The sequence below is a fragment of the Stenotrophomonas sp. YJH_SMC_4 genome (assembly GCF_059371575.1).
On sequence record NZ_JCAFUR010000021.1, the window covers coordinates 26,838 to 52,734 of the forward strand.

The 25,897-nt window shown below is 66.9% G+C and carries 22 protein-coding genes and 1 riboswitch; of the genes, 13 read left to right on the forward strand and 9 right to left on the reverse strand.

Annotation, left to right across the window (positions count from 1 at the left end; genetic code table 11):
* Positions 1–8: 8 nt before the first annotated feature.
* A complete protein-coding gene (locus AC5P9F_RS18315; protein ID WP_005410643.1) occupies positions 9–1,004 on the reverse strand; it encodes a YhdH/YhfP family quinone oxidoreductase in 996 nt (331 codons plus the stop codon).
* 153 nt (positions 1,005–1,157) lie between these two features.
* On the opposite strand from AC5P9F_RS18315, the gene hflK reads away from it, so the two are divergent.
* The 5 genes from hflK (at position 1,158) to AC5P9F_RS18340 (ending at position 5,798) form a co-directional block, all read left to right on the forward strand.
* Positions 1,158–2,291 carry an FtsH protease activity modulator HflK gene (gene hflK / locus AC5P9F_RS18320; protein ID WP_005414168.1) on the forward strand — a complete coding sequence of 378 codons (1,134 nt, stop codon included), beginning with the start codon at positions 1,158–1,160 and terminating at the stop codon, positions 2,289–2,291.
* On the forward strand, positions 2,288–3,151 hold the full coding sequence (gene hflC, locus AC5P9F_RS18325) for a protease modulator HflC (RefSeq protein WP_005414169.1): 864 nt from the start codon (positions 2,288–2,290) through the stop codon (positions 3,149–3,151). The genes hflK and hflC overlap by 4 nt, the downstream gene beginning before the upstream one ends.
* Positions 3,152–3,218: 67 nt before the next feature.
* Positions 3,219–3,404, forward strand: coding sequence for a DUF2065 domain-containing protein (locus AC5P9F_RS18330; RefSeq protein WP_005414170.1), 186 nt, complete (start codon positions 3,219–3,221; stop codon positions 3,402–3,404).
* Between the two features lie 321 nt (positions 3,405–3,725).
* The gene (locus tag AC5P9F_RS18335; RefSeq protein WP_005410639.1) at positions 3,726–5,018 is read left to right on the forward strand and encodes an adenylosuccinate synthase; all 1,293 of its coding nucleotides are present in this window, start codon (positions 3,726–3,728) and stop codon (positions 5,016–5,018) included.
* A 117-nt stretch (positions 5,019–5,135) separates the two neighbouring features.
* A complete protein-coding gene (locus tag AC5P9F_RS18340; protein WP_087802784.1) occupies positions 5,136–5,798 on the forward strand; it encodes a hypothetical protein in 663 nt (220 codons plus the stop codon).
* Here the strand turns inward: AC5P9F_RS18340 and AC5P9F_RS18345 are convergent.
* Complete coding sequence (locus tag AC5P9F_RS18345) at positions 5,734–6,411, reverse strand: M23 family metallopeptidase (RefSeq protein WP_076739169.1); 678 nt, start codon at positions 6,409–6,411, stop codon at positions 5,734–5,736. The genes AC5P9F_RS18340 and AC5P9F_RS18345 overlap by 65 nt on opposite strands.
* Before the next feature lie 4 nt (positions 6,412–6,415).
* Positions 6,416–7,378 carry a L,D-transpeptidase family protein gene (locus tag AC5P9F_RS18350; RefSeq protein ID WP_065183425.1) on the reverse strand — a complete coding sequence of 321 codons (963 nt, stop codon included), beginning with the start codon at positions 7,376–7,378 and terminating at the stop codon, positions 6,416–6,418.
* A gap of 232 nt (positions 7,379–7,610) precedes the next feature.
* On the opposite strand from AC5P9F_RS18350, the gene AC5P9F_RS18355 reads away from it, so the two are divergent.
* A complete protein-coding gene (locus AC5P9F_RS18355) occupies positions 7,611–9,737 on the forward strand; it encodes a methyl-accepting chemotaxis protein (RefSeq protein WP_005414173.1) in 2,127 nt (708 codons plus the stop codon).
* A gap of 89 nt (positions 9,738–9,826) precedes the next feature.
* Here AC5P9F_RS18355 and AC5P9F_RS18360 read toward each other — a convergent pair whose 3' ends face one another.
* Positions 9,827–10,117 (reverse strand): hypothetical protein, encoded by a 291-nt coding sequence (locus tag AC5P9F_RS18360; RefSeq protein WP_044570698.1) that lies wholly within the window; start codon positions 10,115–10,117, stop codon positions 9,827–9,829.
* 14 nt (positions 10,118–10,131) lie between these two features.
* Positions 10,132–10,680 (reverse strand): hypothetical protein, encoded by a 549-nt coding sequence (locus AC5P9F_RS18365; protein ID WP_012480992.1) that lies wholly within the window; start codon positions 10,678–10,680, stop codon positions 10,132–10,134.
* 140 nt (positions 10,681–10,820) lie between these two features.
* Here AC5P9F_RS18365 and AC5P9F_RS18370 point away from each other — a divergent pair, with 140 nt between their 5' ends.
* Positions 10,821–11,561: an alpha/beta fold hydrolase gene (locus AC5P9F_RS18370; RefSeq protein WP_060380133.1), complete on the forward strand. Its 741-nt coding sequence runs from the start codon at positions 10,821–10,823 to the stop codon at positions 11,559–11,561.
* A 9-nt stretch (positions 11,562–11,570) separates the two neighbouring features.
* Here AC5P9F_RS18370 and AC5P9F_RS18375 read toward each other — a convergent pair whose 3' ends face one another.
* Positions 11,571–12,062 carry a hypothetical protein gene (locus AC5P9F_RS18375; RefSeq protein ID WP_012480990.1) on the reverse strand — a complete coding sequence of 164 codons (492 nt, stop codon included), beginning with the start codon at positions 12,060–12,062 and terminating at the stop codon, positions 11,571–11,573.
* A 22-nt stretch (positions 12,063–12,084) separates the two neighbouring features.
* A complete protein-coding gene (locus AC5P9F_RS18380) occupies positions 12,085–14,175 on the reverse strand; it encodes a catalase (protein WP_005414177.1) in 2,091 nt (696 codons plus the stop codon).
* Between the two features lie 114 nt (positions 14,176–14,289).
* On the opposite strand from AC5P9F_RS18380, the gene AC5P9F_RS18385 reads away from it, so the two are divergent.
* The 3 genes from AC5P9F_RS18385 to AC5P9F_RS18395 all read left to right on the forward strand — a co-directional run bounded on the left by AC5P9F_RS18385 (position 14,290) and on the right by AC5P9F_RS18395 (position 16,976).
* Positions 14,290–15,012, forward strand: coding sequence for a helix-turn-helix transcriptional regulator (locus tag AC5P9F_RS18385; protein WP_005410629.1), 723 nt, complete (start codon positions 14,290–14,292; stop codon positions 15,010–15,012).
* 82 nt (positions 15,013–15,094) lie between these two features.
* On the forward strand, positions 15,095–16,462 hold the full coding sequence (locus tag AC5P9F_RS18390) for an amino acid permease (protein WP_005410628.1): 1,368 nt from the start codon (positions 15,095–15,097) through the stop codon (positions 16,460–16,462).
* A gap of 103 nt (positions 16,463–16,565) precedes the next feature.
* On the forward strand, positions 16,566–16,976 hold the full coding sequence (locus tag AC5P9F_RS18395; RefSeq protein ID WP_005410627.1) for a VOC family protein: 411 nt from the start codon (positions 16,566–16,568) through the stop codon (positions 16,974–16,976).
* Between the two features lie 93 nt (positions 16,977–17,069).
* Here AC5P9F_RS18395 and gcvP read toward each other — a convergent pair whose 3' ends face one another.
* Complete coding sequence (gene gcvP, locus AC5P9F_RS18400; protein WP_024956945.1) at positions 17,070–19,937, reverse strand: aminomethyl-transferring glycine dehydrogenase; 2,868 nt, start codon at positions 19,935–19,937, stop codon at positions 17,070–17,072.
* Positions 19,938–19,999: 62 nt separating this feature from the next.
* Positions 20,000–20,102: riboswitch (glycine riboswitch) on the reverse strand.
* A 299-nt stretch (positions 20,103–20,401) separates the two neighbouring features.
* Here gcvP and AC5P9F_RS18405 point away from each other — a divergent pair.
* From AC5P9F_RS18405 to AC5P9F_RS18415, 3 genes are all read left to right on the forward strand, one after another.
* Positions 20,402–21,628, forward strand: a complete 1,227-nt coding sequence (locus AC5P9F_RS18405) for a multidrug effflux MFS transporter (RefSeq protein ID WP_032966071.1) — start codon at positions 20,402–20,404, stop codon at positions 21,626–21,628.
* 140 nt (positions 21,629–21,768) lie between these two features.
* Entirely contained in the window at positions 21,769–22,665 is an 897-nt protein-coding gene (locus AC5P9F_RS18410; protein WP_099497724.1) for a siderophore-interacting protein, read from the forward strand.
* A 68-nt stretch (positions 22,666–22,733) separates the two neighbouring features.
* Positions 22,734–23,126, forward strand: a complete 393-nt coding sequence (locus tag AC5P9F_RS18415) for a hypothetical protein (protein WP_005410623.1) — start codon at positions 22,734–22,736, stop codon at positions 23,124–23,126.
* A 291-nt stretch (positions 23,127–23,417) separates the two neighbouring features.
* Here AC5P9F_RS18415 and AC5P9F_RS18420 read toward each other — a convergent pair whose 3' ends face one another.
* Positions 23,418–25,382 carry a M2 family metallopeptidase gene (locus AC5P9F_RS18420; protein WP_005410621.1) on the reverse strand — a complete coding sequence of 655 codons (1,965 nt, stop codon included), beginning with the start codon at positions 25,380–25,382 and terminating at the stop codon, positions 23,418–23,420.
* Between the last annotated feature and the right edge of the window lie 515 nt (positions 25,383–25,897).

The window sequence follows — 25,897 nt, forward strand, 5'->3', positions numbered from 1 at the left end:
TGCGACGTTCAGTCGATCCGTACCACGGTGCGACCCAGCGAACCGCCCGCCAGCATCCGTTCGAACACGGCAGGAAGGCCATCGAGGCCGACTTCGGCGGTGCAGATGCGGTCCAGGTGCTGCGGCTTCCAGTCACTCCCCAGCCGCGACCACACTTCCTCACGCAGTCCGCGTGGCGCATTGGCCGAGGACACGCCCAGCAGCGAGACACCGCGCAGGATGAACGGCATCACCGTCATGTCCAGCGTCGGACTGGCTGCCAGGCCGGCACTGACCACGCTGCCGTAGGGCACGGTCTGCGCCAGCAGGCTGGCCAGCATGTCACCTCCGGCATTATCGAGGCCACCCCCGAAGCGGGCCGACTGCAGCGCGCCGGTGTCGGCCAGCGCGTCGCGCGGCAGTACCTCGGTGGCGCCGATGCTGCGCAGGAATCCTGCCTGGTCCGGCTTGCCGCTGACCGCGTGCACGCTGTAGCCGGCACGGCTGAAGATGGACAGTGCCAGCGCACCGACACCGCCGCTGGCACCGGTGACCGCCAGCGGGCCGAGTTCCGGGGTCTGGCGGTTGTCCTGCATGCGCAGCAGGGCCAGCGCCGCAGTGAAGCCGGCGGTGCCCAGCACCATCGCCTCGCGTGGGGTCAGCCCGGCCGGCTGGGCGATCACCGCGCGCGATTCCAGCCGCACGTACTGGCTGTAGCCGCCGTCGCGGGTCTCGCTGAGGCCGCAGCCGGTGGCCAGCACCGCGTCGCCTTCACGCCAGTCCGGGTCGGTGCTGGCGACCACGGTGCCGGCCACATCGATGCCGCCCACCAGCGGGAAGCGGCGCAGGATCTTCCCTTTTCCAGTACCGGCCAGCGCGTCCTTGTAGTTGACCGAGGACCAGTGGGCGCGGATCAGCACCTGGCCGGGGTTGAGGTCGTCGACCCCGAGCCGGACCAGGCCGCTGCGGTAGCCGGCGTCGTCGTTTTCGATGCGGAAGGCGGTGAACGGGGTGGTGGGGGCCATCGGCGTTGCCTGACTTCGAGGAAAACGCCACCTTACCCCGTTGCCCCCCTTTCGATCCTGCCGATCCGCCCCATCTTGTATGATCGGTGATGGTTTCACGGCTGGCGGTGCGGGAAGGGCCCGCGCCGCAGCCCAAATCTTGATGGAGCGTGCATGGCCTGGAATACACCCGGCGGCAACAAGGGCGGACAAGGCCCCGAGGACAATCGACGCGGGCCGTTCGGGTCACGCGGCGGTGGCAATGGTGGTGGCTGGGGCGGTTTGCCCGGGCCGCTGAAGGACCTGTTCGACGGCGGCATCGTGCGTTGGGTGGTGGCAGCCGTGGTGCTGCTGGTGCTGTTCTCCAGCTTCCAGCTGATCGGCGAACAGCAGCGTGGCGTGGTGCTGCGCTTCGGCCAGTTCTCGCGCATCCTGCAGCCCGGCCCGAACTTCAAGCTGCCGTGGCCGATCGAATCGGTCACCAAGGTCAACGCCACCGAGATCAAGACCTTCTCGATCCAGGTGCCGGTGCTGACCCGCGACGAGAACATCGTCAACGTCTCGCTGAACGTCCAGTACCGCATCGATGACCCGCAGCAGTACCTGTTCGGCACCGTCGATGCCAACCAGGTGCTGGAGCAGTCGGCGCAGAGCGCCGTACGCGAGGAAGTCGGCCGCGCCGATCTCAACGCCGTGCTGAACAACCGTGGCCCGCTGGCCGTGGCCGCCGAGGAGCGCCTGCAGGCGCTGCTGAAGGCGTTCAAGACCGGCCTGACCGTGACTGGCCTGACCCTGCAGGATGCCCGTCCGCCGGAAGAAGTGAAGCCGGCTTTCGACGAGGTCAACGGTGCCCAGCAGGTCAAGGAACGCCTGATCAACGAAGCCCAGGCCTACGCCGCCAAGGTCGTGCCGGAAGCCCGGGGCCAGGCCTCGCGCGCCCGTACCACCGCCGAAGGCTACAAGCAGGCCGTGGTGTCCAAGGCCGAGGGTGACGCGCAGCGCTTCAGCCTGTTGCAGGCCCAGTACAAGGACGCTCCGGAAGTGACCCGCAAGCGCCTGTGGCTGGAGACCGTGCAGCAGGTGCTGAGCGAGAACCGCAAGGTGATCGGTGGCGATGGCCGCCAGCTGATCTACGTGCCGATGACCGGCGATACCCGTCCGAGCACGTCGGCTCCGGCCGCAGTGGCCAACCCGGACGTGGTGATGCCGTCGCTGCCGGGTGCAGCGACGGAAGCTTCCCGTGATCCGGGCCGGCCGGTGGGCCGCCCGACCGGGCGACCGAGCGGCCGTGAGGAGGGCAGCCGATGAAGAGTCCTATCTGGATCGCCGTGATCGTGGCGGTGGTGCTGGGCCTGCTCGGCTCGGTGTACGTGGTCCGTGAGGACCAGACCGCCATGGTGCTGAACCTGGGCAAGGTGGTGCGTTCGGACATCAAGCCGGGCCTGCACTTCAAGGTGCCGGTGGTGGAAACGGTGAAGGTCTTCGACCGCCGCTTCCAGGTGCTCGACACCGCGCCGGCGCGCTACTTCACCGCCGAGCAGAAGGACGTCAGCGTCGACTTCTTCGCCATCGGCTACATTTCCAACGTGGGTGACTACTTCCGTGCCACCGGCGGCGATCCGCGCATCGCCAACGCCCGCCTGGCACCGATCATCACCGACTCGCTGCGCAACCAGATCAACTCGCGCACCCTGCAGCAGCTGGTCTCCGGCGACCGCAGCGAGCTGATCGCCGAGCAGCTGAAGGGGATCAACGAAGCGGTGGCCGGCCTGGGCATGCAGATGATCGACCTGCGCATCAAGCAGGTGGACCTGCCGACCGACAGCCAGGTGATCAACGATGTGTACGAGCGCATGCGAGCCCAGCGCAAGCAGGAAGCCGCAAAGCTGCGCGCGGAGGGCGAGGAGCAGTCGCTGACCATCCGCGCCCAGGCCGACCGTGACAGCACCGTGCTGATCGCCGAGGCCGAGCGTGATGCCCAGCGCCTGCGCGGTGAAGGCGATGCCGAGGCGGCCCGCATCTACGGCAAGGCCGGCTCGGCCGATCCGTCGTTCTATGCGTTCTACCGCAGCCTGGAGGCCTACCGTGGCTCCATGACCGACGGCAACGGTGTGATCGTGCTCGACAAGAACGACCCGTTCCTGCAGTACCTGAAGAACGACCGCTGAGGTCGCAGGGCAGTACCCCACGGGGCCCGGCCATATGCCGGGCCCCGTGCTTTTTCCGGAGTCCCCCATGAAAGATCTGTTTGCCGCTGTCTGCCTGGTCGCGGTGCTGGAAGGCCTGTTCCTGTTCGTCGCCCCGTTCGCCTGGAAGCGCATGGCCGAACGCCTGCTGGACCTGCCCAGCCCGGCCCTGCGCAGCTTCGGTGGGCTGGTGCTGCTGGCCGGCCTGAGCCTGCTGTGGTGGGTGCGGCATTGAAAGGGTAGTGCCGGCCGCTGGCCGGCAACCCGGGATTGCCGGCCAGCGGCCGGCACTACCGGGCGGGGCCTGAGCGGCCGGCACGACCGGGCGGGGCGGCTGACCGGCCGGTAAAGCCACCCGTCGGAAAGGTGGCACCCGACCCCGGAAACCCGGATAATGCACAAAAGCCGGACGGGCCTCCCCGTTCGGCTTTTTCCGTGTCTGGGCCTTCCATCGCCGGCCGCTCCCCGTTTGGAGCCGCCTTGCAGGTGCTGGCCAGCCCCGCCACGGTTTACCCGTCCGCGGCCCCGATGGCCGCAACAAATCGAGGAGCCCGTCATGGGTCAGTCTGTCGTAGTGTTGGGTGCCCAGTGGGGCGATGAAGGCAAGGGCAAGATCGTCGATCTGCTCACTGAGGAAATCGGCGCCGTCGTGCGCTTCCAGGGCGGCCACAACGCCGGCCACACCCTGGTCATCAATGGCAAGAAGACCGTCCTGCACCTGATCCCGTCGGGCATCCTGCGTGACGACGCGCTGTGCCTGATCGGCAACGGCGTGGTGATCTCGCCGGCCGCGCTGCAGAAGGAAATCGCCGAGCTGGAAGCCTCCGGCGTGGAAGTGCGTTCGCGCCTGAAGATCTCCCCGGCCGCGCCGCTGATCATGCCGTACCACATCGCCCTGGACCAGGCGCGCGAGCGCGCTGCCGGTGGCAAGGCGATCGGCACCACCGGTCGTGGCATCGGCCCGGCCTACGAAGACAAGGTGGCGCGTCGCGGCATCCGCATCGCCGACCTGCATTACCCGAAGCAGCTGGAAGAACTGCTGCGCACCGCGCTGGATTACCACAACTTCGTGCTGACCAAGTATCTGAACACCGATGCGGTCGACTTCCAGAAGACCTTCGACGAAGCGCTGGCCTTCGGCGAATACGTGCAGCCGATGAAGTCCGACGTGGCCGGCATCCTGCACGACCTGCGCAAGCAGGGTAAGCGCGTGCTGTTCGAAGGCGCGCAGGGCGCGCTGCTGGACATCGACCACGGCACCTACCCGTACGTCACCAGCTCCAACACCACCGTCGGTGGCGCGCTGGCCGGTTCTGGCGTCGGCGCCGATTCGATCGACTACGTGCTGGGCATCGCCAAGGCCTACGCCACCCGCGTCGGCGGTGGCCCATTCCCGACCGAGCTGGACGACGAAGTCGGCCAGGGCATCCGTGACCGCGGCGCCGAGTACGGTGCGTCGACCGGCCGTCCGCGTCGTTGCGGCTGGATGGACATCGTCGCGCTGAAGCGTGCCGTGGCCATCAACGGCATCAGCGGCCTGTGCATCACCAAGCTGGACGTGCTGGACGGCATGGAAAAGCTGAAGGTCTGCATCGCCTACGAATACAACGGCAAGCGCACCGAGTACGCGCCGCTGGACGCGCAGGGCTGGGAAGAGTGCACGCCGGTGTACCTGGAGTTCCCGGGCTGGAGCGAGAACACCCACGGCATCACCAACTGGGACGACCTGCCGCCGGCTGCGCGCGCCTACCTGCGTTCGCTGGAAGAGCTGGCCGGCTGCCCGATCAGCATCGTCTCCACCGGCCCGGACCGCGACCACACCATGGTTCTGCAGGATCCGTTTGCCTGAGGTAACGCCGGGCGCTGCCCGGCGTAGGTGACAGGAAAAGCCCCGCGCAAGCGGGGCTTTTTCGTTACTGTGTCAGCGGGGTCGGCGAGGAAGCAAAGCGATGACCAGGATGTCAGCGTGAAGGGCGAAACGGTCGTGCGGATCACCCTGTGGGTGTTGTGGAGCCTGTGGGGCATCGCCTGCCTGGTACTGGTGCTGGGCGCGGCCGCCAATACCCTGGCTTCGCGCACGCAGACGGTGCCGTTGGTGCTGAGCCCTGGCGCAACCGCCCAGATCACCGTCTACCGCCTCATCGATGATCAACTGCGGCTGCGCCTGCGCTATGCCGCGGACGGTACGGACGCTGACCCCGAGGTGCTGCTGCGCATCGAAACTCCGACCGATCATGGAGACTTCCGCGCAGGGGAGCGTTCGGGAGTGGCCGGGCAGGGTATCAATCGTGGGCTGGCTTCGGTTGAGTCCAGCGGCCTCATAGCGTCCTACTTCGGCTATGGCCGTGGCGACGCATTGCCACGCGGCCGCTCATGGGTGCGGGTAACCGTGCTGGAGGTGGACCCGGCGCTGGCCGATCGCGCGGCCACCGTCGAGCTGCAGCCGCCACTGGACCTGTTGAAGCTGACTGACCTGGATTATGTCTGGTTGTGGCCGTTCTTCTTCTGGAAAGTGGCGGCACTGCTCCTGCTGATTCCAGGAGCTGCCTTGGCGGTGTTCACGTTCACTTTGCGGCGCTGGCAGCACCGGGCTTCGAAGCAGGCGGATTCAGCAGTGGGTACGGATTGATCGATTCGCCCTTCCACCACTGTTTCTCCGGTCCCAGCACGTGCACCTCGAAATGCAGGTGCGGGGCCTCAGCGCTGGCGTTGCCGGTACTGCCCACATAACCGATCACCTCCCCGCGCCTGATCACCTGCTTTTCGGTCAGGCCATCGGCATAGCGCTGCAGGTGCGCGTAGTAGTAGCACCAGCGTCCGCTGGGCTCGAACTGGTAGATCGTCAGGCCACCGCGCTCGCTGTCGAACAGTTTTTCCACCGTGCCATCGGCCACTGCCAGCACCGGCGTACCGGCATCGGCCATGATGTCGATGGCATCGTGCACGCGGCCTTCGCTGCGCGCATCGGTGAACGTGTCGCGCAGCTGGGAGGCCAGGACGCCCTGTACCGGCAGCAGCAGACCCGACGGCGCATCCGCAGTCCGCGCGGCTGACGGTACGGTGGCGGCGGGGGCAGGGGCCGTGTCGAGCGGCGCTACCGATCCCTTGGCCGGCGCCACAGCGGCTGCCGGTTGTGCTTCCGGCAGCGAGGCGGCTACCGGCTCGCCTGCATCGCGGTGCAGCCACCAGCCTGCACTCAGCCCCAGCAGAACGCCCACTACGATCAGCTGCGAAAGACGCATCGGCTCACTCCTGCATCACCACGGGTACCGAGGTATCCACCGCATCGGCCACACGCAGCGCATCCCAGTTGGTCATGCGCACGCAGCCATGCGACTCGGTCTTGCCGACATGGCCGGGCTCGGGCGTGCCATGCAGGCCGTAGTGTGGCTTGGACAGGTCGATCCAGACCCGGCCGACTGGATTGTTCGGGCCCGGCGGCAGTGTCGCCTTCTTTTCGCCCTTGCGCGCATCCCAGAACAGCTTGGGGTTGTAGTGGAACGGCGGGTCGCGATACACGCCCAGGATCTTCCATTCGCCAATCGGCAGCGGATCATGCTGGCTGCCGGAGGAAACCGGCACCTGAGCGATCACCTTGCCCTGCGCATCCAGCAGCTGCAGGCTGGAATCGGACTTGTCGACGACCACCTTGGCCGCCTTCGGTAGCGGCGATGGTGCGACATTGGGCACCTGGATGCGGTTGCCCGCCTTGCTCAGATCCACGCCCGGATTGAGCAGCTTCAACAGCTCAGGGGATGCGTGGAAGCGTTCGCCCAGCGACTCTTCGACGTTGTTGAAGCCCAGCGATTTCAGTTTGGCCTGTGCGGCGGGGCCCTTCGGCATCGCCTGGAACGGCCCGGCGACATCCTCGCTGGTCAGCGTGTAGCTGGCCAGGGGGGTGACCCTATCAGCCTGCAGGGCCTGCCAGGTCGCGTCGTCCAGTTCACCGGTGACGGTCAGGCCGTGCGCCGCCTGGAAACCCGACACCGCGCGCCGCTGGTTGCTGCCCACTTCACCGTCGATCTGGCCGGGCGAGAAATTCGCGCGATCCAGCAGCACCTGGGCATGCAGGGCGGAACGTGCTGCGGTGTCCGGTCCGGCCTTCTCGGCAATGGGGGCGGGCAGTCCAGGCGGCGGTGCCTGCGCGAACGCCGGCGATGCCAGCAGCGAGAGAGCGAGCAGGGTGGATCGGTACACGGGTAATGGCATTGGGAACTCCAGCAGATGACGCCACCACCTTGCCTGCAGGCCGCGCCGAGCCGCCGTGAAAGAGATCTGACGTCTGCATGAGCAGTCGGGTCGTTGCGCCACCGTCCCCGCGCGGGTGCCGCCGGCCAAGGGCTCACCAAGGTGAATGGTGCCCCACGCCATTGGCGGTTGGCGATCAAGATTGCCTGGCGGGCCGCCGATAACGCCACATCCCCCCGTTTTGGATGTACCGATGAACTACTTGAGGAATGTCAGGGTTGCCTGGCGTCTTGGGCTGGGCTTTGGCCTGTTGCTGCTGTTGGTTGCGGCCGTGGTGGCCACCGGCGCCACCGCCAGTGTCGTGCAGAAGCGCGCGATGCAGCAGGTGGTCGATGTCAGCGTGGCCAAGGTGCGCCTGCTCTCGCAGATGCTCGATGCCAACAACCAGATGATGGTCGTTCGCCGCGAGATGCTGATCCGCCAGGGCGATGACCGTGGCCATGATGAGCAGCGCATCGCCGATCTGGTCAAGCGCTATGAGGCCAGTTGGACGGCCTACCAGGCGCTGCCCAGCGACGCCGAGGGCAAGGCCATTGCCGAAACCATCGCCGCCAAGCGTGCCATCGCGCGTCCGCTCAACAAGCAGACCAGCGAACTGATGGAGCAGGGCGACTACCCGGGCGCCGTGGCGCTGACCCTGGGCCCGGTGCAGGAAGCCGCCAACGGCTGGAACAAGGCGCTGTCCGATGGCGTGGACTTCGAGGAGAAGGAAAGCCGTGAGGCGGCCGCCGAGGCAATCCGCCTGGGCGAGCGCAGCCTGCTGCAGTTGCTGGTGCTGGGCGGCGTTGCACTGCTGGTCGGCATCGCCGCCTCGGTGATGATCGGGCGCAGCCTGACCGGCCCGCTGGCCCGCGCGGTGAACCTGGCCGAGCGCCTGTCCAAGGGCCAGCTGGATCAGGAGTTCCGCCTCGGCGGCCGTGACGAACTGACCCAGTTGGGCGAGGCGATGGCCAGCGTGCGCCAGAGCGTGCAGGCAGCGATCGGCGCGCAGCTGCAGATGGCCGAACAGCACGAGGCCGGTGCGATCCGTTACCGCATGGACGCCAGCGCCTTCCCCGGTGATTTCGGCCGCATGGTGCAGGCCACCAACAGCCTGGTCGAATCGCACGTGCAGGTGGAACTGTTGATGGCCGAAGTGATGCAGCGTTACGCCATCGGTGACCTCAGCCGCGACCTGCCGGACTACCCGGGCGAGAAGGGCACGCTGACCCGCACCCTGGCCGCAGTGAAGCAGAGCCTGATGGCGATCAACGCGCAGATCGATGAACTGGCCCGGGCCGCGCGCGCCGGTGATTTCAGCATGCGTGGCGATGCCGCTGCGTTCCAGTTCCAGTTCAAGGCGATGGTCGAGCACCTCAACGGCATGATGGCCAGTTCGCAGGCCAGCATCGCCGACGTTTCCGACGTGCTACGCGCGATCTCGCACGGCGACCTGACTGCACGCATGGACGGCGAGTACGACGGTGTATTCGCCCGCATGCGTGACGACGCCAACACCACCACCGCGCAGCTGACCGGCATCGTGCGTGGCATCCAGGTGGCCGCCGACAGCATCAACAACGCGGCGCAGGAACTGGCCGCCGGCAACAACGACCTGTCGCGCCGCACCGAGCAGCAGGCCGCCAACCTGGAAGAAGCCGCCGCATCGATGGAGGAACTGACCTCGACTGTGCGCCAGAATGCCGAGCTCGCTCGTCAGGCCGACAGTGAAGCGCACGCCGCCGGTGCCGCCGTACGCGAAACCGAGCAGGCGATGGCGCAGATGGCGTCGGTGATGGGTGAGATCGATCAGTCCTCGGCACGCATCTCGGAAATCTCCACCGTGATCGACGGCATCGCGTTCCAGACCAACATCCTGGCGCTGAACGCTGCGGTTGAAGCCGCGCGTGCAGGTGAGCAGGGCCGTGGTTTTGCCGTGGTCGCCAGCGAGGTACGCACGCTCGCACAGCGTGCCGGTGTCGCCGCCAAGGAGATCAAGGAGCTGATCGAAGACGCCGCTGCCAAGGTGAAGAGTGGCCTGGCGGTGACCGTTGAATCGGAAGCCGCGATCGCCCGCGTGGCCCAGGCCAGTTCGCGCACCACGCAGCTGATGAGCGACATCGCAGCGGCCAGCAAGGAACAGGCCGCCGGTATCGAGCAGGTCAACCAGGTGGTGGTGCAGATGGACCAGGTGACCCAGCAGAACGCTGCGCTGGTGGAAGAAGCCACTGCCGCCAGCCGCGCGCTGGAGGAACAGGCGCATGCGCTGACCACGTCGGTGGCGGTGTTCAAGGTGGAGCAGGGCGCGCGCATGCCCATCGTGCCTGCGCAGGCGGCGTAAGCAACCTGCGATTGGATGTTGGATGACGCCCTGCATGCGATGCCCCGCATGCAGGGCACCGCATGTACGCAACCGGTCGGTGCCGCTGGCTAGCGGCCGCCCGCGGCGCGTTCGATCAGCCAGCCGGCTGCGTACAGCAACAGCAGTGTTGGCGGAACCAGTACTGCATACGCGGTCGACCAGGGTTTGCCGTACAGCAGGCTGCCTGCGCCGATGGCATCGAGTGCAGCAGACTGCAGGGTGATGGGGAGCGACATCAGGATATAGGCCCCCTTCGGGTCCGCATCCGACTGCGCGCCGTGAACCAGCCATGCGGTCAACAGCAGGTAGACCACGCAAAGCGCAAGACCGGTCCAGCTCAGTAATCGCCGCATCTTCATCCGCACGCCTCCGTTCAACGGACGTCGAAGTGAGCCTGCAGAGGCAGGCTCACATTCCGCAGCAGATCCCTGACCACCACCTGCGCAGTCCACGTGCCTTTCGGATCACTGGCCTCGGCCACGAACTTCAGGTGCAGGTTGGTCATGTACAACAGGGTTGGCGGGCCGGGCAGGGCAGCGGTGCAACAGGGAACATCGCGTTCGTCGATGCTGGTACTGCCGTCCGGGCGCAGCATGCGCAGATCGCAGTGCACCTTGGGTACGCGGTTCTCATCCAGTTGCGGGTTGGACAGGAATGTCAGCAGGAACAATTCACCGCCCGGGTGGACTTCGTCGGCCTGGGTAAAACCGGGAGTGGTCTCTGGTGGGGTTTCCCACTTGGCCTGCCAGTCGGCATCGGAGGTGACCAGCAGCGATGCCGCAAAGCCACCGCTGGATTTCATGGCATCGGTCTCCGGCATCGCCTTGCCTGCCCCGTTTATCCAGCCATCGTTGGCGGAACTGTTCAGTGGCAGCATCATGGCCATCATGGCCATCATGGCCAGCGCGTAGGTCCATCGCATCAGAGGCTCTCCTTGGCAGCCGCGTCCCGCGGCAGAGCGGGGAGTATCGCTCAACCTTGACCGGCAAAGCAGCAGGAGAGCCGGAGCGGAGGTTCCGCTGCCTGCCGATGTGGGCGATGCTTGCCAGCAAAGGAGGTGACATGGGAATCGGGAGCGAGGAAAAGCCGGGCTGTGATTCAGCATCACCCACGCCGCAGCACGTGCTGATGCTGCCCGGGCTGGATGGCTCCGGCAGGCTGTCGATCCCGTTTCTGTCAGCACTCCAGGCTCATGGGCTGACGACGCAGGCGATTACGCTGCCTGCGCAGGGAGGGCAGGATCACGCCACGCTGGCCCAACGGCTGTGGTCGCAGCTACCCGGCCATCCCTTCATCCTGCTTGCCGAGTCCTTCTCGGGCCCGTTGGCGGTTGAACTGGCCACGCGACAGCCCGCTGGGCTGCGCGGACTGGTGCTTGCCGCGACCTTTGCGTGTCGGCCGGTGCCATTGCCGGCAGCCAGCGCAGCCCTGCTGACGTCGGCCTGGCCTCTGCCTCCCGTGGCGTTGCTGGCGCGCCTTCTGCTGGGGCGGTGGCGCACCCGCGAGCACCTGTCGATGCTGCGCGATGCGCTGGCCCGGATTCCGGCGGCCACACTGCGGCAACGCGCCGCAGCGACCCTGCGCGTCGACGTACGCGCATTGCTGCCGGCAATCGACGTGCCGACGCTGTGCCTGCACGCGTGCCATGACCGCCTGCTGTGGCCGCCCAGCGTGGCAGAACTGCAGGCCCTTTTGCCGGATGCCCGGCATGTTTCGCTGGAAGGGCCGCATCTGCTGCTGCAGGCACGCGCTGACGCAGCCGCAGCCGAAGTTGCCGCGTGGATGAGGACGCTGTCGCCCTGATCGAAGGACTCAGCCGCGCGCGCGGGTACGCGCGGCCTTCTTCGCCGCCACCTTGCGCACGGTCTTCTTCGCCGCACGTGTCTTCGCCGCCTTCTTCGCTGCAGCACTGCGCGAGGCGGCTGTACCGGCCTTCTTGGCCGCTGTCTTCTTTGCGGTTTTCTTTGTGGCTGTCTTGCGAGCCGGTGCCTTCTTTGCCGCCGCCTTCCTGGCTGTCGTCTTCTTCGCAGGTGCCTTCTTCGCCGCCGTCGTCTTGGTCGTGGCCTTCTTTGTGCCCGACTTCCTGGCAGGCGCCTTCTTGGCAGCCTTCTTGCTGGTCGCCTTCTTCGTACCCTTGCGCGCGCTGCCGCTACGCTTGCCACCACCATCCTGCTTGTTCACGGTCGCCCAGGCAATGCGCTCGGCCGTGCCTTCGCTGGCACCGCGCTCGCGCTCGCTTTCCTCGATGTGCTCGGCCTGGCGCTTCTGTTTATCGGAGTATGCGGATTTGTCACCACGGGGCATGACAGTTCTCCTGTTGTTGTAGTCAGGCCAGCAGGCGCAGCTTGGGTTCGCGCGCCCACTGGCGGGTGGCGGCCGCCGCCAGGAATGCCTTGGCGTCTTCCGCTTCGACGATGCCGGCGTCGTTGCCGACCCTTGCCGCCTTCAGCAGCGTCTGGCCGCCCGCATCGCTGGCGATGGCCTTCAGGTGCGCCCACGCCTGGCTGACGAATTCGATGGCTGCACTCTCTTTCGACAAGGCCTTCGCCGCTTCCGGGCTGAGCACCACGGCTACTGCATCGAACACGGCCGACGGGGTGCCCGCCAGTTGCCCATCCGCCGCCTGCAGCGCGCCATCGCTGAGCGTGGCGCCACCCACTCTGGGGGCGACCAGCTTCACATCCGCACCTGCTTTCCTGGCTGCCTTGCTCAGGCTGGCAATGATCCGGGCATCAGAACCCTCATCGAACAGGATGCCGATGCAGCGACCCTGCAGGGTAGGCTTGTTGCGCCCAATCACGCGCACCTCGGGGGCGGGGGGCATGTCCCGCACTGGAGTAGCGGTCGGCGCCGGGTCGGGCAGTGCAGGCAACGCCAGACCATCGGCCACGCGCTGCGCCAGTGAGTCATCGATGTTGCGCAGGTGACTGACGGTGCGTACCCGCACCTTCAGCGTTTCCACCTTGGACAACTCGAACACCAGCGCCGATGCCAGGTGGGCCTGCTCCGGCTTTTCGAGGCTGCGGAAGAACATTCGGGCCTGGCTGTAGTGGTCGGCGAAACTCTCCGCGCGGGTGCGACCCTTGCGGCCATCGTCGGCGCTGGCATGGCTGCGGAATCCGGCAGGCGTCTCGCGCGGGGTGTCCTCCTGCAGCGAACTGGGATCGTAGGCCACCCGGCCCTTGGGAACCTGCATCTGCATGTGGCCGTCGCGCTGATGATTGGCAAACGGGCACTTGGGCGCATTCACCGGGATCTGGTGGAAGTTCGGGCCGCCCAGGCGCAGCAGCTGGGTGTCCAGGTAGGAGAACAGGCGCCCCTGCAGCAGCGGGTCGTTGCTGAAGTCGATGCCCGGCGGCACGTTGGCCGGGCAGAAAGCCACCTGCTCGGTCTCGGCGAAGAAGTTGTCCGGCCAGCGGTCCAGCACCATGCGCCCGATGACCTGCAACGGTACCAGCGATTCGGGAATGATCTTGGTCGGGTCCAGGTGGTCGAACGGGAATGCGTCGGCGTCTTCTTCGGTGAACAACTGCACCGCCAGTTCCCATTCCGGGAAGTCGCCGCGCTGGATGGCCTCGAACAGGTCGCGGCGATGGAAGTCATTGTCGGCCGACTGCAGCTTCAGCGCTTCGTCCCAGACCGTTGACTGGATGCCCAGCTTGGGCCGCCAGTGGAACTTGACGAACGTTGACTCGCCGGCCTCGTTCAGCAGGCGGAAGCTGTGCACACCGAAGCCTTCGATCATCCGCAGCGAACGCGGTATGGCGCGGTCGCTCATCGCCCACATGATCATGTGCATCGATTCGGGCATCAGCGAAATGAAGTCCCAGAATGTGTCATGGGCCGACGCGGCCTGCGGGAAGGCACGGTCCGGTTCCATCTTCACCGCGTGCACCAGGTCCGGGAATTTCATGGCGTCCTGGATGAAGAACACCGGGATGTTGTTGCCGACCAGGTCCCAGTTGCCCTCCCTGGTATAGAACTTCACCGCGAAGCCGCGCACGTCGCGCGGGGTGTCCACCGAACCTGCGCCACCGGCCACGGTCGAGAAGCGGGTGAACACGGGTGTCTTCACGCCAACCTCGGTCAGGATGCGCGCGCGGGTATGCGCCTTCAGTGATCGGGTCAACTCGAAGTAGCCATGCGCAGCGCTGCCGCGGGCGTGCACGATGCGCTCGGGAATGCGCTCATGGTCGAAGTGGGTGATCTTCTCGCGCAGGATGAAGTCCTCCAGCAGCGTAGGCCCCCGAGGTCCCTGGCGCAGGGAGTTCTGGTTGTCTGCCACCGGGATGCCCTGATCGGTGGTCATCGCCGGATGACTGCCCCCGGCCTGCTGGTGCAGTTCATCGCCGTTGCCGCGGTGGTGGTTCTCGGCGTGGGTGGTTGCGCGCTTGCCGGTCGGCTTGCTGGCGGCCATTGACGTTGGCTCCGGATGCTCAAAGAGAACCACGACACTGGAACCGGGCCCGTTAAACCGAGGTCCGGCAAAGGTGAACGTACAGGCAAAAGCAGGCTCGGGTATGCTTGTTCCATGCGAGTCGAGCCCGCCGACATCGAAGCCCTGTTCGACGCCATCCCGGATGTGCTGTTCTTCATCAAGGACCTTCAGGGGCGTTACACCCACGTCAACCAGACCATGCTGCGGCGGCTGGGCCTGCGCGCCCGCAAGGACGTGATCGGGCGTACCGCGGCGGAGATCTACCCGACCGGGCTGAGCGCCGACTACGTGGACCAGGACGCCCGCGTGCTGGCCGGTGAGGTGATCGAGAACCTGATGGAGCTGCACCTGTTCGCCAACCGCGAACCGGGCTGGTGCCTGACCTGCAAGCGTCCGCTGGTGGTCGATGGGGCCATCGAGGGCCTGATCGGCATTTCCCGCGACCTTGGCCAGAAGGACAGCCTGGGTACTCAGTACGAGCAGCTGCGGCTGGCGCTGGCCCACCTCAACGCGCACTACGCCGAGAACGTGCGCATGCAGACCCTGCTGGACATCACCGGCTTCTCGCTGTCCAAGCTGGAGCGCAGCTTCCGCAAGGTGTTCCAGATGACCCCGCAGCAGGTGCTGACCCGGCTGCGGATCCAGATGGCCATGCACCTGCTGCACGGTGACGAGAGCATCGCCAGCATCGGCCAGGCCTGCGGTTTCAGCGACCAGAGCGCCTTTACCCGCAAGTTCAAGGCTGAAACCGGTTTCTCGCCGCGTGCCTACCGCGCCCGTATTGGTGGCAGTGTCGGAGAGCCGGCACTGGCCTGAGCCGCCTGCTGCGCTGTGCCTATCCCCGCGGGCATGGGACAGGGTAAGGTGTCGCCCCTGTAGCCCGCCGCCAGCCCTGCCGATGCCCAACTCGATTCCGACCGCTTCGCCGTCCCGCCTCGGACATTCGCTCAAGCCCCGCCAGCTGATCATGATGGGCCTGGGCAGCGCCATCGGCGCCGGCCTGTTCCTCGGCTCGGGCGTGGGTGTGCAGGCGGCCGGTCCGGCGGTCCTGGTGTCGTATCTGGTCGCCGGCGCGCTGGTGATCATCGTGATGAACGCTCTGGGCGAAATGGCGGCGGCCAAACCGACCAGTGGCGCGTTCTCGGTCTATGCCGCCGATGCCATGGGCGCCACCGCCGGTGCCACCGTCGGCTGGTTGTGGTGGGTGCAGCTGGTGATCGTGATCGCCGCCGAGGCGGTGGGAGCGGCCGGGCTGCTGGCCACCGTCTGGCCAGCAGTACCTGTACCGATGGCGGCGCTGGCCTTCATGCTGTTCTTCACCGCGATCAACCTGCTCGGGGTGAAGAACTTCGGCGAGTTCGAATTCTGGTTCGCCATCCTCAAAGTGGCGGCGATCCTGGCCTTCATCGCCATCGGCGTGGCGCTGCTGATGGGCTGGCTGCCGCAGGTGACCTCGCCGGGCCTGAGCAACTTCACCGAGCATGGTGGCTTCGCGCCGAAGGGCCTGGCGGGTATTGGCGCTGCACTGCTGGTTGTCGTTTTTGCCTTCGGTGGCACCGAGATCGTGGCCGTTGCGGCGGCGGAGACCGAAGATCCGGAGCGCAGCATCGCCCGTGCCATCCGCACCGTGGCGTGGCGCATCCTGGTGTTTTACATCGGCTCGCTGAGCGTGATCATCGCCGTCGTGCCGTGGACCAGCGAAGCGTTGAAGTCGCCGTTCGCCGCCGTGCTGGACATTGCCCGTATTCCGGGCGCCGGCACCGCCATCACCCTGATCGCGGTGATCGCGCTGCTGTCGGCACTCAATGCCAACCTCTACGGCGCCTCGCGCATGATGTATTCACTGGCGCAGCGCCGCGAAGCGCCGGCGGTGCTGGGCTGGACCGATCCGCGCCAGGTGCCGGTGATTGCCGTGCTGGCCAGCGTGCTGTTCGGTTTCGCCGCCACGGTGATGGAACTGCTGTTCCCGGACCGGGTGCTGCCGGTGCTGCTGAACATCGTCGGTTCCACCTGCCTGCTGGTGTGGACGCTGTCGCTGGTCTCGCAACTGGTGTTGCGCCGCCGCGCGGATCGCCTGGGTACCCGGCTGCCGTTCCGCATGGCGGGCTTCCCGTGGCTGACCTGCTGCGCGCTGGCGATCCTGGCGCTGATCTTCGGCCTGCTGCTGAGCGAGTCGCACACCCGCCTGCAGTTCCTGTCGATGGTGGCGCTGACCGCCACGATCGCCGCCGGCAGCGCCATCGCGCGGCGCATGCGCGAGGCGTGACTGAAGCTGCCGGCCAGCGGCCGGCACTACCACGGGAGCTGCACATCCGCCGTGCCATCCTGATCGTGTGGGCCGTCATCGGCCCGTCGACCGGGAGTACCGCATGCTGCGCAGTCGCCCCTTCCTGATGTTTACCGGCCAGGCCGAGGCCGCCCTGGCCCTGTACGCCGAGGCCTTCGCCGATTTCCGCCTGCTGGCAATGCAGCGCCATCCGGACGGCGCCGGTGCCGGCGTGCCCGGGCAGGTCCGACAGGCCATCTTCCTGCTCGGTGGCACCCACTACCTGTGCTTTGACAGCCTGGACGTGCACGATTTCACCTTCAGCCCGTCGATCTCGCTGTTCGTCGAGTGCTCCGGCGCCGAGCAGTTCGAGCGCGCCGCGCGCGTGCTGGGCGAGGGCGGCCACTGGCTGATGCCGGTGGGCGACTATGACTTCAGCAACCGCTACGGCTGGGTGCAGGATCGCTTCGGCGTGTCGTGGCAGTTGAGCCTGGGGCAGATGCCGGACCCGTGATCGGGATTACCGTGGGTGTGGACCCTGGTCCACCCGCCCTCATGAAAACGGCCCGCTTGCGCGGGCCGTTCTCTTTACCGATGCCGCGAGGAATCAAGCCTCGACTTCATCATCCTTGTAGGCATCGACCGGGATGCAGGCGCACATCACGTTCTTGTCGCCGTACACGTTGTCGACGCGCGCCACCGGCGGCCAGTACTTGCTCTGCTTCAGGCTGGCCAGCGGGAAGGCAGCCAGTTCGCGCGGGTAGGCGTGGGTCCACTCGCTGGCGGTCACCGCGGTGGCGGTGTGCGGCGCGTTCTTCAGCGGGTTGTCCTCGCGGTCCAGGCGGCCGTCTTCGATCGCGGTGATCTCCTCGCGGATCTGGATCATCGCGTCGATGAAGCGGTCCAGCTCGTGCAGCGATTCGCTCTCGGTCGGTTCGACCATCAGCGTGCCGGCCACCGGGAAGCTCAGGGTCGGGGCGTGGAAGCCGAAGTCGATCAGGCGCTTGGCGACGTCCTCGGCGCCGATGCCGCTGGTCTTCTCCAGCGGGCGTACGTCGAGGATGCACTCGTGTGCCACCAGGCCGTTGCGGCCGGTGTACAGGGTCTTGAAGTGCGGGGCCAGGCGCTTGGCGATGTAGTTGGCGTTGAGCTGCGCGACCTGGGTGGCCTTGCGCAGGCCTTCGCGGCCCATCATCGCGATGTACATCCAGCTGATCGGCAGGATCGAGGCGCTGCCGAAGCTGGCGGCGCTGACCATGCCGACCGGGCCGTTGTCACCCAGCTTGCCCGGCAGGAACGGGGCCAGGTGCTCCTTGACCGCGCACGGGCCGACGCCCGGGCCGCCGCCGCCGTGCGGGATGCAGAAGGTCTTGTGCAGGTTCAGGTGCGAAACGTCCGAACCCCACTTGCCGGGCTTGGCCACGCCGACCAGGGCGTTCATGTTGGCGCCGTCGGTGTACACCTGGCCGCCGTGCTGGTGGATGATCTCGCAGATCTCGACCACCTCTTCCTCGAACACGCCGTGCGTGGACGGGTAGGTCATCATGATCGCGGCCAGGCGGTCGCTGTACTTCTCGGCGTTGAGGCGGATGTCTTCCACATCGACGTTGCCGTTGGCATCGGTCTTGGTGACCACCACCTTCATGCCGCACATCTGCGCCGAGGCCGGGTTGGTGCCGTGCGCCGAATCCGGGATCAGGCAGATGTCGCGGTGGCCTTCGCCGCGCGAGCGGTGGTAGGCGCGGATCGCCAGCAGGCCGGCGTACTCGCCCTGTGCGCCGGAGTTCGGCTGCAGGCTGACCGCGTCGTAGCCGGTGCATTCGACCAGCATCGCTTCCAGCGTGTCGATCAGTTCCTTGTAGCCCAGCGCCTGGTCGGCCGGCACCAGCGGGTGGATCTGCGAGAACTCCGGCCAGGTCACCGGGATCATCTCGGCGGTGGCGTTGAGCTTCATGGTGCACGAACCCAGCGGGATCATCGTGCGGTCCATCGCCAGGTCCTTGTCGGCCAGCGAACGCAGGTAACGCAGCAGTTCGTGCTCGCTGTGGTGGGTGTTGAACACCGGGTGGGTCAGGAACGCGGACTGGCGCAGCAGGCCGGCCGGCAGCGCGTCGGCGGTGCTGGCATCCAGCGCGTCGACGTCCAGCGAGGCACCGAACACCGCAGCCACGGCGACGATGTCGGCGCGGGTGGTGGTCTCGTCCAGGCTGATGCCGACCGAGTCGCTGTCGATCGCGCGCAGGTTGTAACCGGCGGCGCGTGCCTTGGCATGGATTTCATCGGCATGCACGCCGGTGACGTGCAGGGTGTCGAAGAAGTCGCCACCGACCTGCACGCCGGCATTGCGCAGCGCTGCGGCCAGGATCGAGGCCAGGCGGTGCGTGCGGCGGGCAATGCGGGTCAGGCCTTCCGGGCCGTGGTAAACGGCGTACATCGAGGCCATCACCGCCAGCAGCACCTGCGCGGTACAGATGTTGGAGGTGGCCTTCTCGCGGCGGATGTGCTGTTCGCGGGTCTGCAGGGTCAGGCGGTAGGCCGGGTTGCCCTGGGCATCGATCGAAACGCCGATCAGGCGGCCCGGCATCGAGCGCTTGTAGGCGTCACGGCAGGCCATGAAGGCGGCGTGCGGGCCACCGAAGCCGAACGGCACGCCGAAACGCTGGCTGTTGCCGACCACGATGTCCGCGCCCCATTCGCCCGGGGCAGCCAGCAGGGTCAGGGCCAGCAGGTCGGTGGCCACGGCCACCAGGCCGCCGCGTGCGTGCACGGCATCGACCAGCGCCTTGTAGTCGCCGACCTGGCCGAAGGTGTCCGGATACTGCAGCAGCAGGCCGAACGCTTCTGCTTCCAGTGCTTCGGCCGGGGTGCCGACGCGCAGCACGATGCCCATGGGCTCGGCGCGGGTACGCAGCAGTTCCAGGGTCTGCGGGTGCACGGCGTCGTGCACGAAGAAGGTGTCCGACTTCGACTTGGCCGAACGCTTGGCCAGAGTCATCGCTTCGGCGGCGGCGGTGGCTTCGTCCAGCAGCGAGGCGTTGGCGATTTCCATGCCGGTCAGGTCGGCGCACAGGGTCTGGAAGTTGATCAGCGCTTCCATGCGGCCCTGCGAGATTTCCGCCTGGTACGGGGTATAGGCGGTGTACCACGCCGGGTTTTCCAGGATGTTGCGCAGGATCACGTTCGGCGTGTGGGTACCGTAGTAACCCTGGCCGATGAAGCTGCGCAGCACGGTGTTCTTGTCGGCGATCGCACGGATCTTCGCCAGTGCCTGCACTTCGGTCATCGACTCCGGCAGTGCCAGCGGTGCCGGCGACTTGATCTTGGCCGGCACGATGGCGTCGGTCATCGCATCCAGCGACGCGTGGCCGACGACGTCGAGCATCTGCGCGATCTCGGCGTCGTTGGGGCCGATGTGGCGCTCGACGAACGCGTTGTGGTGCTCGAGCTCACGCAGGGAAGGGGTGTTCTGGGACATGGCGAAGGATCCGTCAGGAAAGGGCACACGCACGGGCACAAGCCGCCGGTCGGCGGTCTGCGGGGCGCCCCTCTGTCCTTTTGCCTGAGAGTTTAAAAGCTCGGCGGACCGCAGCTTCGTGCCCCTTCGGCGCCGGATCGAACCGGTCTCTCCAGAGTTGTGTTACGGGTGGTATCGGGCCTGAGCGATTACGGGCGTTGCGCCTTCGGCAGCGGTGTTCCGCTTCTCCCACCGTGTTGCCCGCCGATTATAGCCCGTTGCGGGCGCGGCGGCCGCTTTCGGACCTGGAGGCCGCGCCTGAATGGCCGATGGCCCGTCCGTGCATTTCGTGCACTGCTGCATGGCATCAGGCGCAATCCCCACCTATGATGGGCGGATACCCGAATTCATCTGGCGCCGTCCCTGCTGCAGGGGACCGGCGCCCGCCGTGCGTGCCGCGCATGGCCCTGCCGGACGCCTTTCCCATGACCGCCGCTGTTGCTCCCTCCACCCGCCGCATGGCCCTGCTGCTCGCCGGCTTGGCCATGTTCGGTCCGTTCTCGATCGACACCATCTTCCCGGCGTTCCCGCAGCTGGCCCAGCGCCTGGCGGTGGACGAGGTGGCGGTGCAGCAGACCATCAGCGTGTACCTGCTGTTCTACGGCCTGATGAGCCTTGCGCACGGCCCGCTGTCCGACGCCTGGGGCCGCAAGCGGGTGATCCTCGGTGGCCTGGTGGTGTTCGTCGGCGCTTCGGTCGGCTGCGCGCTGTCCACCGACCTGACCACGCTGCTGGCGTTCCGTGCGCTGCAGGGCCTGTCAGCAGGCGTCGGCATGATCGTCGGCCGCGCGGTGATCCGCGACCTGTACCACGGACACGACGCGCAGCGCCTGATGAGCCAGGTATCGATGCTGTTCGGCATCGCTCCGGCCATCGCACCGATCATCGGCGGCTGGATCCTGCTCAGCGGCGCCGGCTGGCCACTGATTTTCTGGTTCCTGGTGGTGTTTGCGCTGCTCCTGCTGGCGGCCACTGCACGCTACCTGCCGGAAACCCATCCGGTGGAGGCACGGGTGCCGTTGTCGCCGCGCGTGCTGCTGCGTGATTACGTGCGCATCGGTTTCAACCCGCGGTTCCTGCGCCTGGCGCTGGCCGGCAGCATCGGTTTCGGCGGCATTTTCCTGTACATCTCCTCGGCGCCGGTGTTCGTGATGCAGCACCTGCATCTGGGCGAGGGTGGTTTTGCCTGGCTGTTCATCCCCACCATCGGCGGCATGACCACCGGCTCGTTCCTGTCCGGGCGCATGGCCGGGCACACCACGCCCACCCGCCAGGTGTCCATTGGTTTCGGCCTGTGTGCGCTGTCGGTGCTGCTGAATGTCGGCTACGTGGCGCTGTCGCCGCAGTTCGTGCTGCCGTGGGCGGTGCTGCCGATCTTCCTGGGCGGCATGGGCATGGCATTGATCTTCCCGATCCTGGCGCTGGCGGTGCTGGACATGTACCCGCACCAGCGCGGCCTGGCTTCGTCGCTGCAGGCCTTCGTGCAGCTGATGATCAGCACGGTGGTGGCCGGCGTGGTGTCGCCGCTGCTCAGCGCCAGCCCGCTGCACCTGGCGCTGGGGCAGGCCGCGTTCTTCGCCGCCGGCTTCGTGTTCTGGTACTGGGAACACCAGCGTGAACGCGCGGCACAGGCGGCCTGCACGGGCCATTGAGCAGCGCGCAGGGGTAGGGCCGGCCGCTTTGCCCGCAACGCTTGCGAAGAGGAACGACCGGACTAGGCTGGGCACTCCAGCCAGCCGGTGCGTGGATGCACGACAGCCAGCCAATCCGATGTCGTTGCATGAGGTTCCCCATGGCTGCGCAGCAGACCTACCGCCTGTTCGAGGTGGCGCTGAAGGAGCGCCGCGTTCTTTCCCCTTCCCTGGACCGCATGGTGTTCACCGGTGCCGACGTGGCGCGGATGAAGACCGAAGGCCCTGACCAGCGCATCAAGGTGTTCTTCCCCTTGCCCGGCCAGGAGGTGCCGCAGGTCCCCAGCGGTGAAGACTGGTACCCACGCTACCGGGCCCTGCCGGACGACAAGCGCCCGCCGATGCGTACCTACACCATCCGCCAGTTGCGCGCCGAGCAGGGCGAGGTCGACGTCGATTTCGTCATCCATGGCGAAACCGGTCCCGCCTCGCGCTGGGCCATGCACGCCCGCCCTGGCGACCGCGTGGTGCTGCTGGCCCCGGACGCCGACTGTGCCGGGAGCAGCGAGGGCTGGGAGTGGAAGCCACCGGCCGGTGTCGGCCAGGTGCTGCTGGTGGCCGATGAAACCGCGTTGCCTGCGGTGGCCGGCATCCTCGAGGAGCTGGCGGCCATGGTCGACCCACCGCGCACGCTGGCGCTGCTGGAGGTGGCGCAGGCCGGTGATGCGGTGCACCTGAAGGCGCCCTCCAGCGCCGAGCTGGTCTGGCTGCCGCGCGGGCAGGCCGCCTACGGACAGCGGTTGCTGCAGGCGGTCCAGGCGCGGTTGGCAGGGACCTCGGGCGTGGCTGCCGGCGATGCGCTGGAGGAGATCGACGTCGATACGCAGATCCTCTGGGAGCAGGCCGATACCCGGGTGGCCGGGCCGCTGTACGCCTGGGTGGCGGGCGAGGCGGGGGCCGTGATGGCGATCCGTCGCCATCTGGTGCGCGATTGCGGGCTGGACCGCCGCGCGATCACCTTCATGGGCTACTGGCGGCACGGCAAAGTGCTGGACTGAGGGGTGTGAAGCGGTGCTGCGGGCGGGGTGCGCTATCCTTGCGCCCCCCTTCGCAGCGGTACCGCACCATGTCCACCAGCTCCAAGACCCGCCGCGACCAGCGCCGTCGCCAGGAAAAGCAGGCCGCCAACAAGGCCGCCGCGCAGGCCTCGCCGGTGGAGCCGCATGCGGAACTGCGCGATGCACAGCGCACCCTGCTGGCCGGTGTCGTGCGCCGCGACGGCGAATGGGTGCTGGGCATGGATGGCCGCATCGCGGGCCACAGCGAGAGCGCTGCGCAGGTGCTGGCGCTGATCATGCAGGCCGGTGAACTGCACGAGCGCAACGGCACGCCGGTGCGCCTGATGTACTCCGATGCACTGCGCGATGCCGCACAGGCCGAAGCCAGGGAGAAGGGCCAGACCTTCGAGGAATTCAAGGCCGAGCTGGCCGCAGCGATGGCCGCGAAGAAGAACAGCTGACCGTTGTTGCGGTAGAGCCGGCCGCTGGCTGGCTGCCAGACGGATTTCCACCGTGCAGTTGCCGGCCGGCGGCCGGCACTATCGGAAAGGTGCGGATCCTTTCGGACCCGCCCCTTTTTTCATTTCGCCGCCGGGGCCGCGCTGGCCTGCCAGCCGCACATCTGGCCTTTGACTGCTGTTTCGGTAGAGCCGGCCGCTGGCCGGCTGCCCGTTGGGTCTTCATCGCGTAGTTGCCGGCCAGCGGCCGGCACTACCGGAAAGGGGCGGATCCTCGCGGACCCGCCCCTTTTTTCATTTTGCCGCCGGGGCCGCGTTGGCCTGCCAGCCGCACATCTGGCCTTCGTTCTGCTGCTTCAGCCACTCGTTGACCGGGGTGAAGTACTCGATCATCGGGCCGGCATCGAGCTTGTCGGTACCGGTCAGCTCCTTCAGCGTGGCCTGCCACGGCTGGCTGGCACCCTTGCTCAGCATCGCCCAGTACTTCTGGCCGGCTTCCTTGTTGCCGTAGAAGGTGCACTCATGCAGCGGGCCCTTGTAGCCGGACGCGTCGCACAGGCCCTTGTAGAACTGGAACTGCAGGATGCGCGCCAGGAAGTAGCGGGTGTACGGAGTGTTGCCCGGCACGTGGTACTTCGCGCCCGGATCGAAGAACTCTTCGCCACGGGTGCTGGCCGGCGCCACGCCCTGGTACTTGGCCTTCAGGTCCCACCACGCCTTGTTGTAGTTGTCGGCAGTGATCGAGCCATCGAACACGCCCCAGCGCCAGCGGTCGATCATCAGCCCGAATGGCAGGAACGACACGCCTGACAGCGCCATGCGCATCTGGTTGTTGATGACCGCCTCGCGGCTTTCGGTCGGCGCATCGACCAGGCCGATCGAGCTGAGGTACTTGGGCGTCATCGCCAGCACGATGGTGTCGCCGATCGCTTCATGGAAGCCATCGTTGGCACCGCCCTGGAACAGCGGCGGCAGCGGGTTGTAGGCCAGGTCGTAATAGATGTGGCCCAGCTCGTGGTAGATGGTGGTGAAGTTCTCTTCGTTCGGCTTGATGCACATCTTGGTGCGCACGTCGCCTTCCATGTTCATGTCCCAGGCGCTGGCGTGGCAGACCACGTCGCGGTCGTCAGGCTTGATGAACTGGGTTTTTTCCCAGTAGGACTGCGGCAGCGACGGCATGCCCAGCGACACGTAGAAGTCCTGCGCGCGCTCGGTCATCTGCTTGGCGGTACGCAGTTCGGCCTCGCGCTGCGCCTTGTACTGCGCGGCCACGTTGGCATCCTTGCCGGCCTTGGCCAGCGCCGCGCTCAGGTTGGTCTGGTACTGCTTTTCCAGCGCCGCGGTGATGTCCAGGCTGCCGGCGCCCGGGTACGGTTCCAGCTGGTCCCACAGGTTCGACCAGTCCTGCTGCCACATGTTGCCCAGCAGGTGCGCGGCGATCAGGCCATTGCCAACTTCGGCCTTGTCCTTGCCATAGGTCTTGTCCAGCTTGCCGCGCGCGTAGCAGTGCAGCTGCTCGTACATCGGCTTGACCTGTTCCCACAGGCGGTCGGTTTCCGGGCCGATCTGCTCCGGCGGCATGTCGTAGCCGCTGCGCCACATCTGGCCGGCATCGGTGAAGCCCATGCCCTTGGCGCCTTCGTTCACCAGGCCGACGAACTTCTGGTAGTCGCCGCGCATGCTCTTGGTGGTGCTGTGCCAGCCCTGCCAGGCGTCAAGCTGCTTGTCGTAGTCGCGGCTGCGCGCCAGTACCTGTTCCAGCTCGCCCAGCTGGCGGCAGGAGTTCGGATCGTTGGCGTCGGTGCAGTACTTGCCGGCACCGTAGCTGCCTTCCATGCGGGTGGCGATCTGGGTCAGCTCGGCCAGCTTGGCCGGATCGCGCGGCGCCGGCATCGAGGACATCAGTTTCAGCAGGTGGATCGCACGCTTGCTGTCCTCGCTCATCGGCTTGCCGTCGAACTTGGCGGCCTGCTCGATCCAGCTGTTGAGCTGGGTCAGCGAGCGCTCGTTGGCCTTGGCCGCGATGCGTTCGGAATCACTGTTGATGTAGGTGGAAGACAGCCACTGCGCCGAGGTCATCTCCGGGTAGGCGGCCTTGAATTCGGCATTGATGCGGGCCACGAACTGGTCGGCGGTTTCGCCGGCCGGGGCGCTGCTGCTGGCGGTATCGGTGCCTGGGGCAGCTTCCTTTTTGCAGGCGGCCAGGGCCAGCGTGGCGGCGGCGATTGCCGAGGCCAGCAGGAGATGACGGTGTTTCACGGGCGGTCCTTGGGTGGTGAACGACGGCCGAAGGCTAGTGGGCAGTGGCTGCGACCGCAAGTGGCGGAAGTCGGCCGGGTTCGGCAGGGCTGCGCCCTGCACCCGCAGAAGCAACGGCAACGGCCAAAGCAACAGCAGAAGCGGGCTATCCGTGGGATGGCGGGGCGGTGTGGGCTTGCAGGACACGCCGTAAACCCATCCATGGGGGCTCGATGGCGCCATCCATGGCGCCAACGGTCCTGCAAGCCCACACCGCCCCACCTCTGACAGATCGCGGCGGCCGTTGGTGGGTGTCGACCTTGGTCGACACATCTGTCAGGTATCGAAAATCAAAATGGGGTCGGATCCGTTTTCCTCAGGAAAACGGATCCGACCCCAAGGTCGTTCCAACAGATCGCGGAAATCTGTCGAAGGCGGGGTGGGTCCGGTTGCGGGGGCGTGAGCCGCATGGATGCGGCGACCGAGCTTACATGGACGTACTTGCAGCGTCCCCCGCAACCGGACCCACCCCGCCA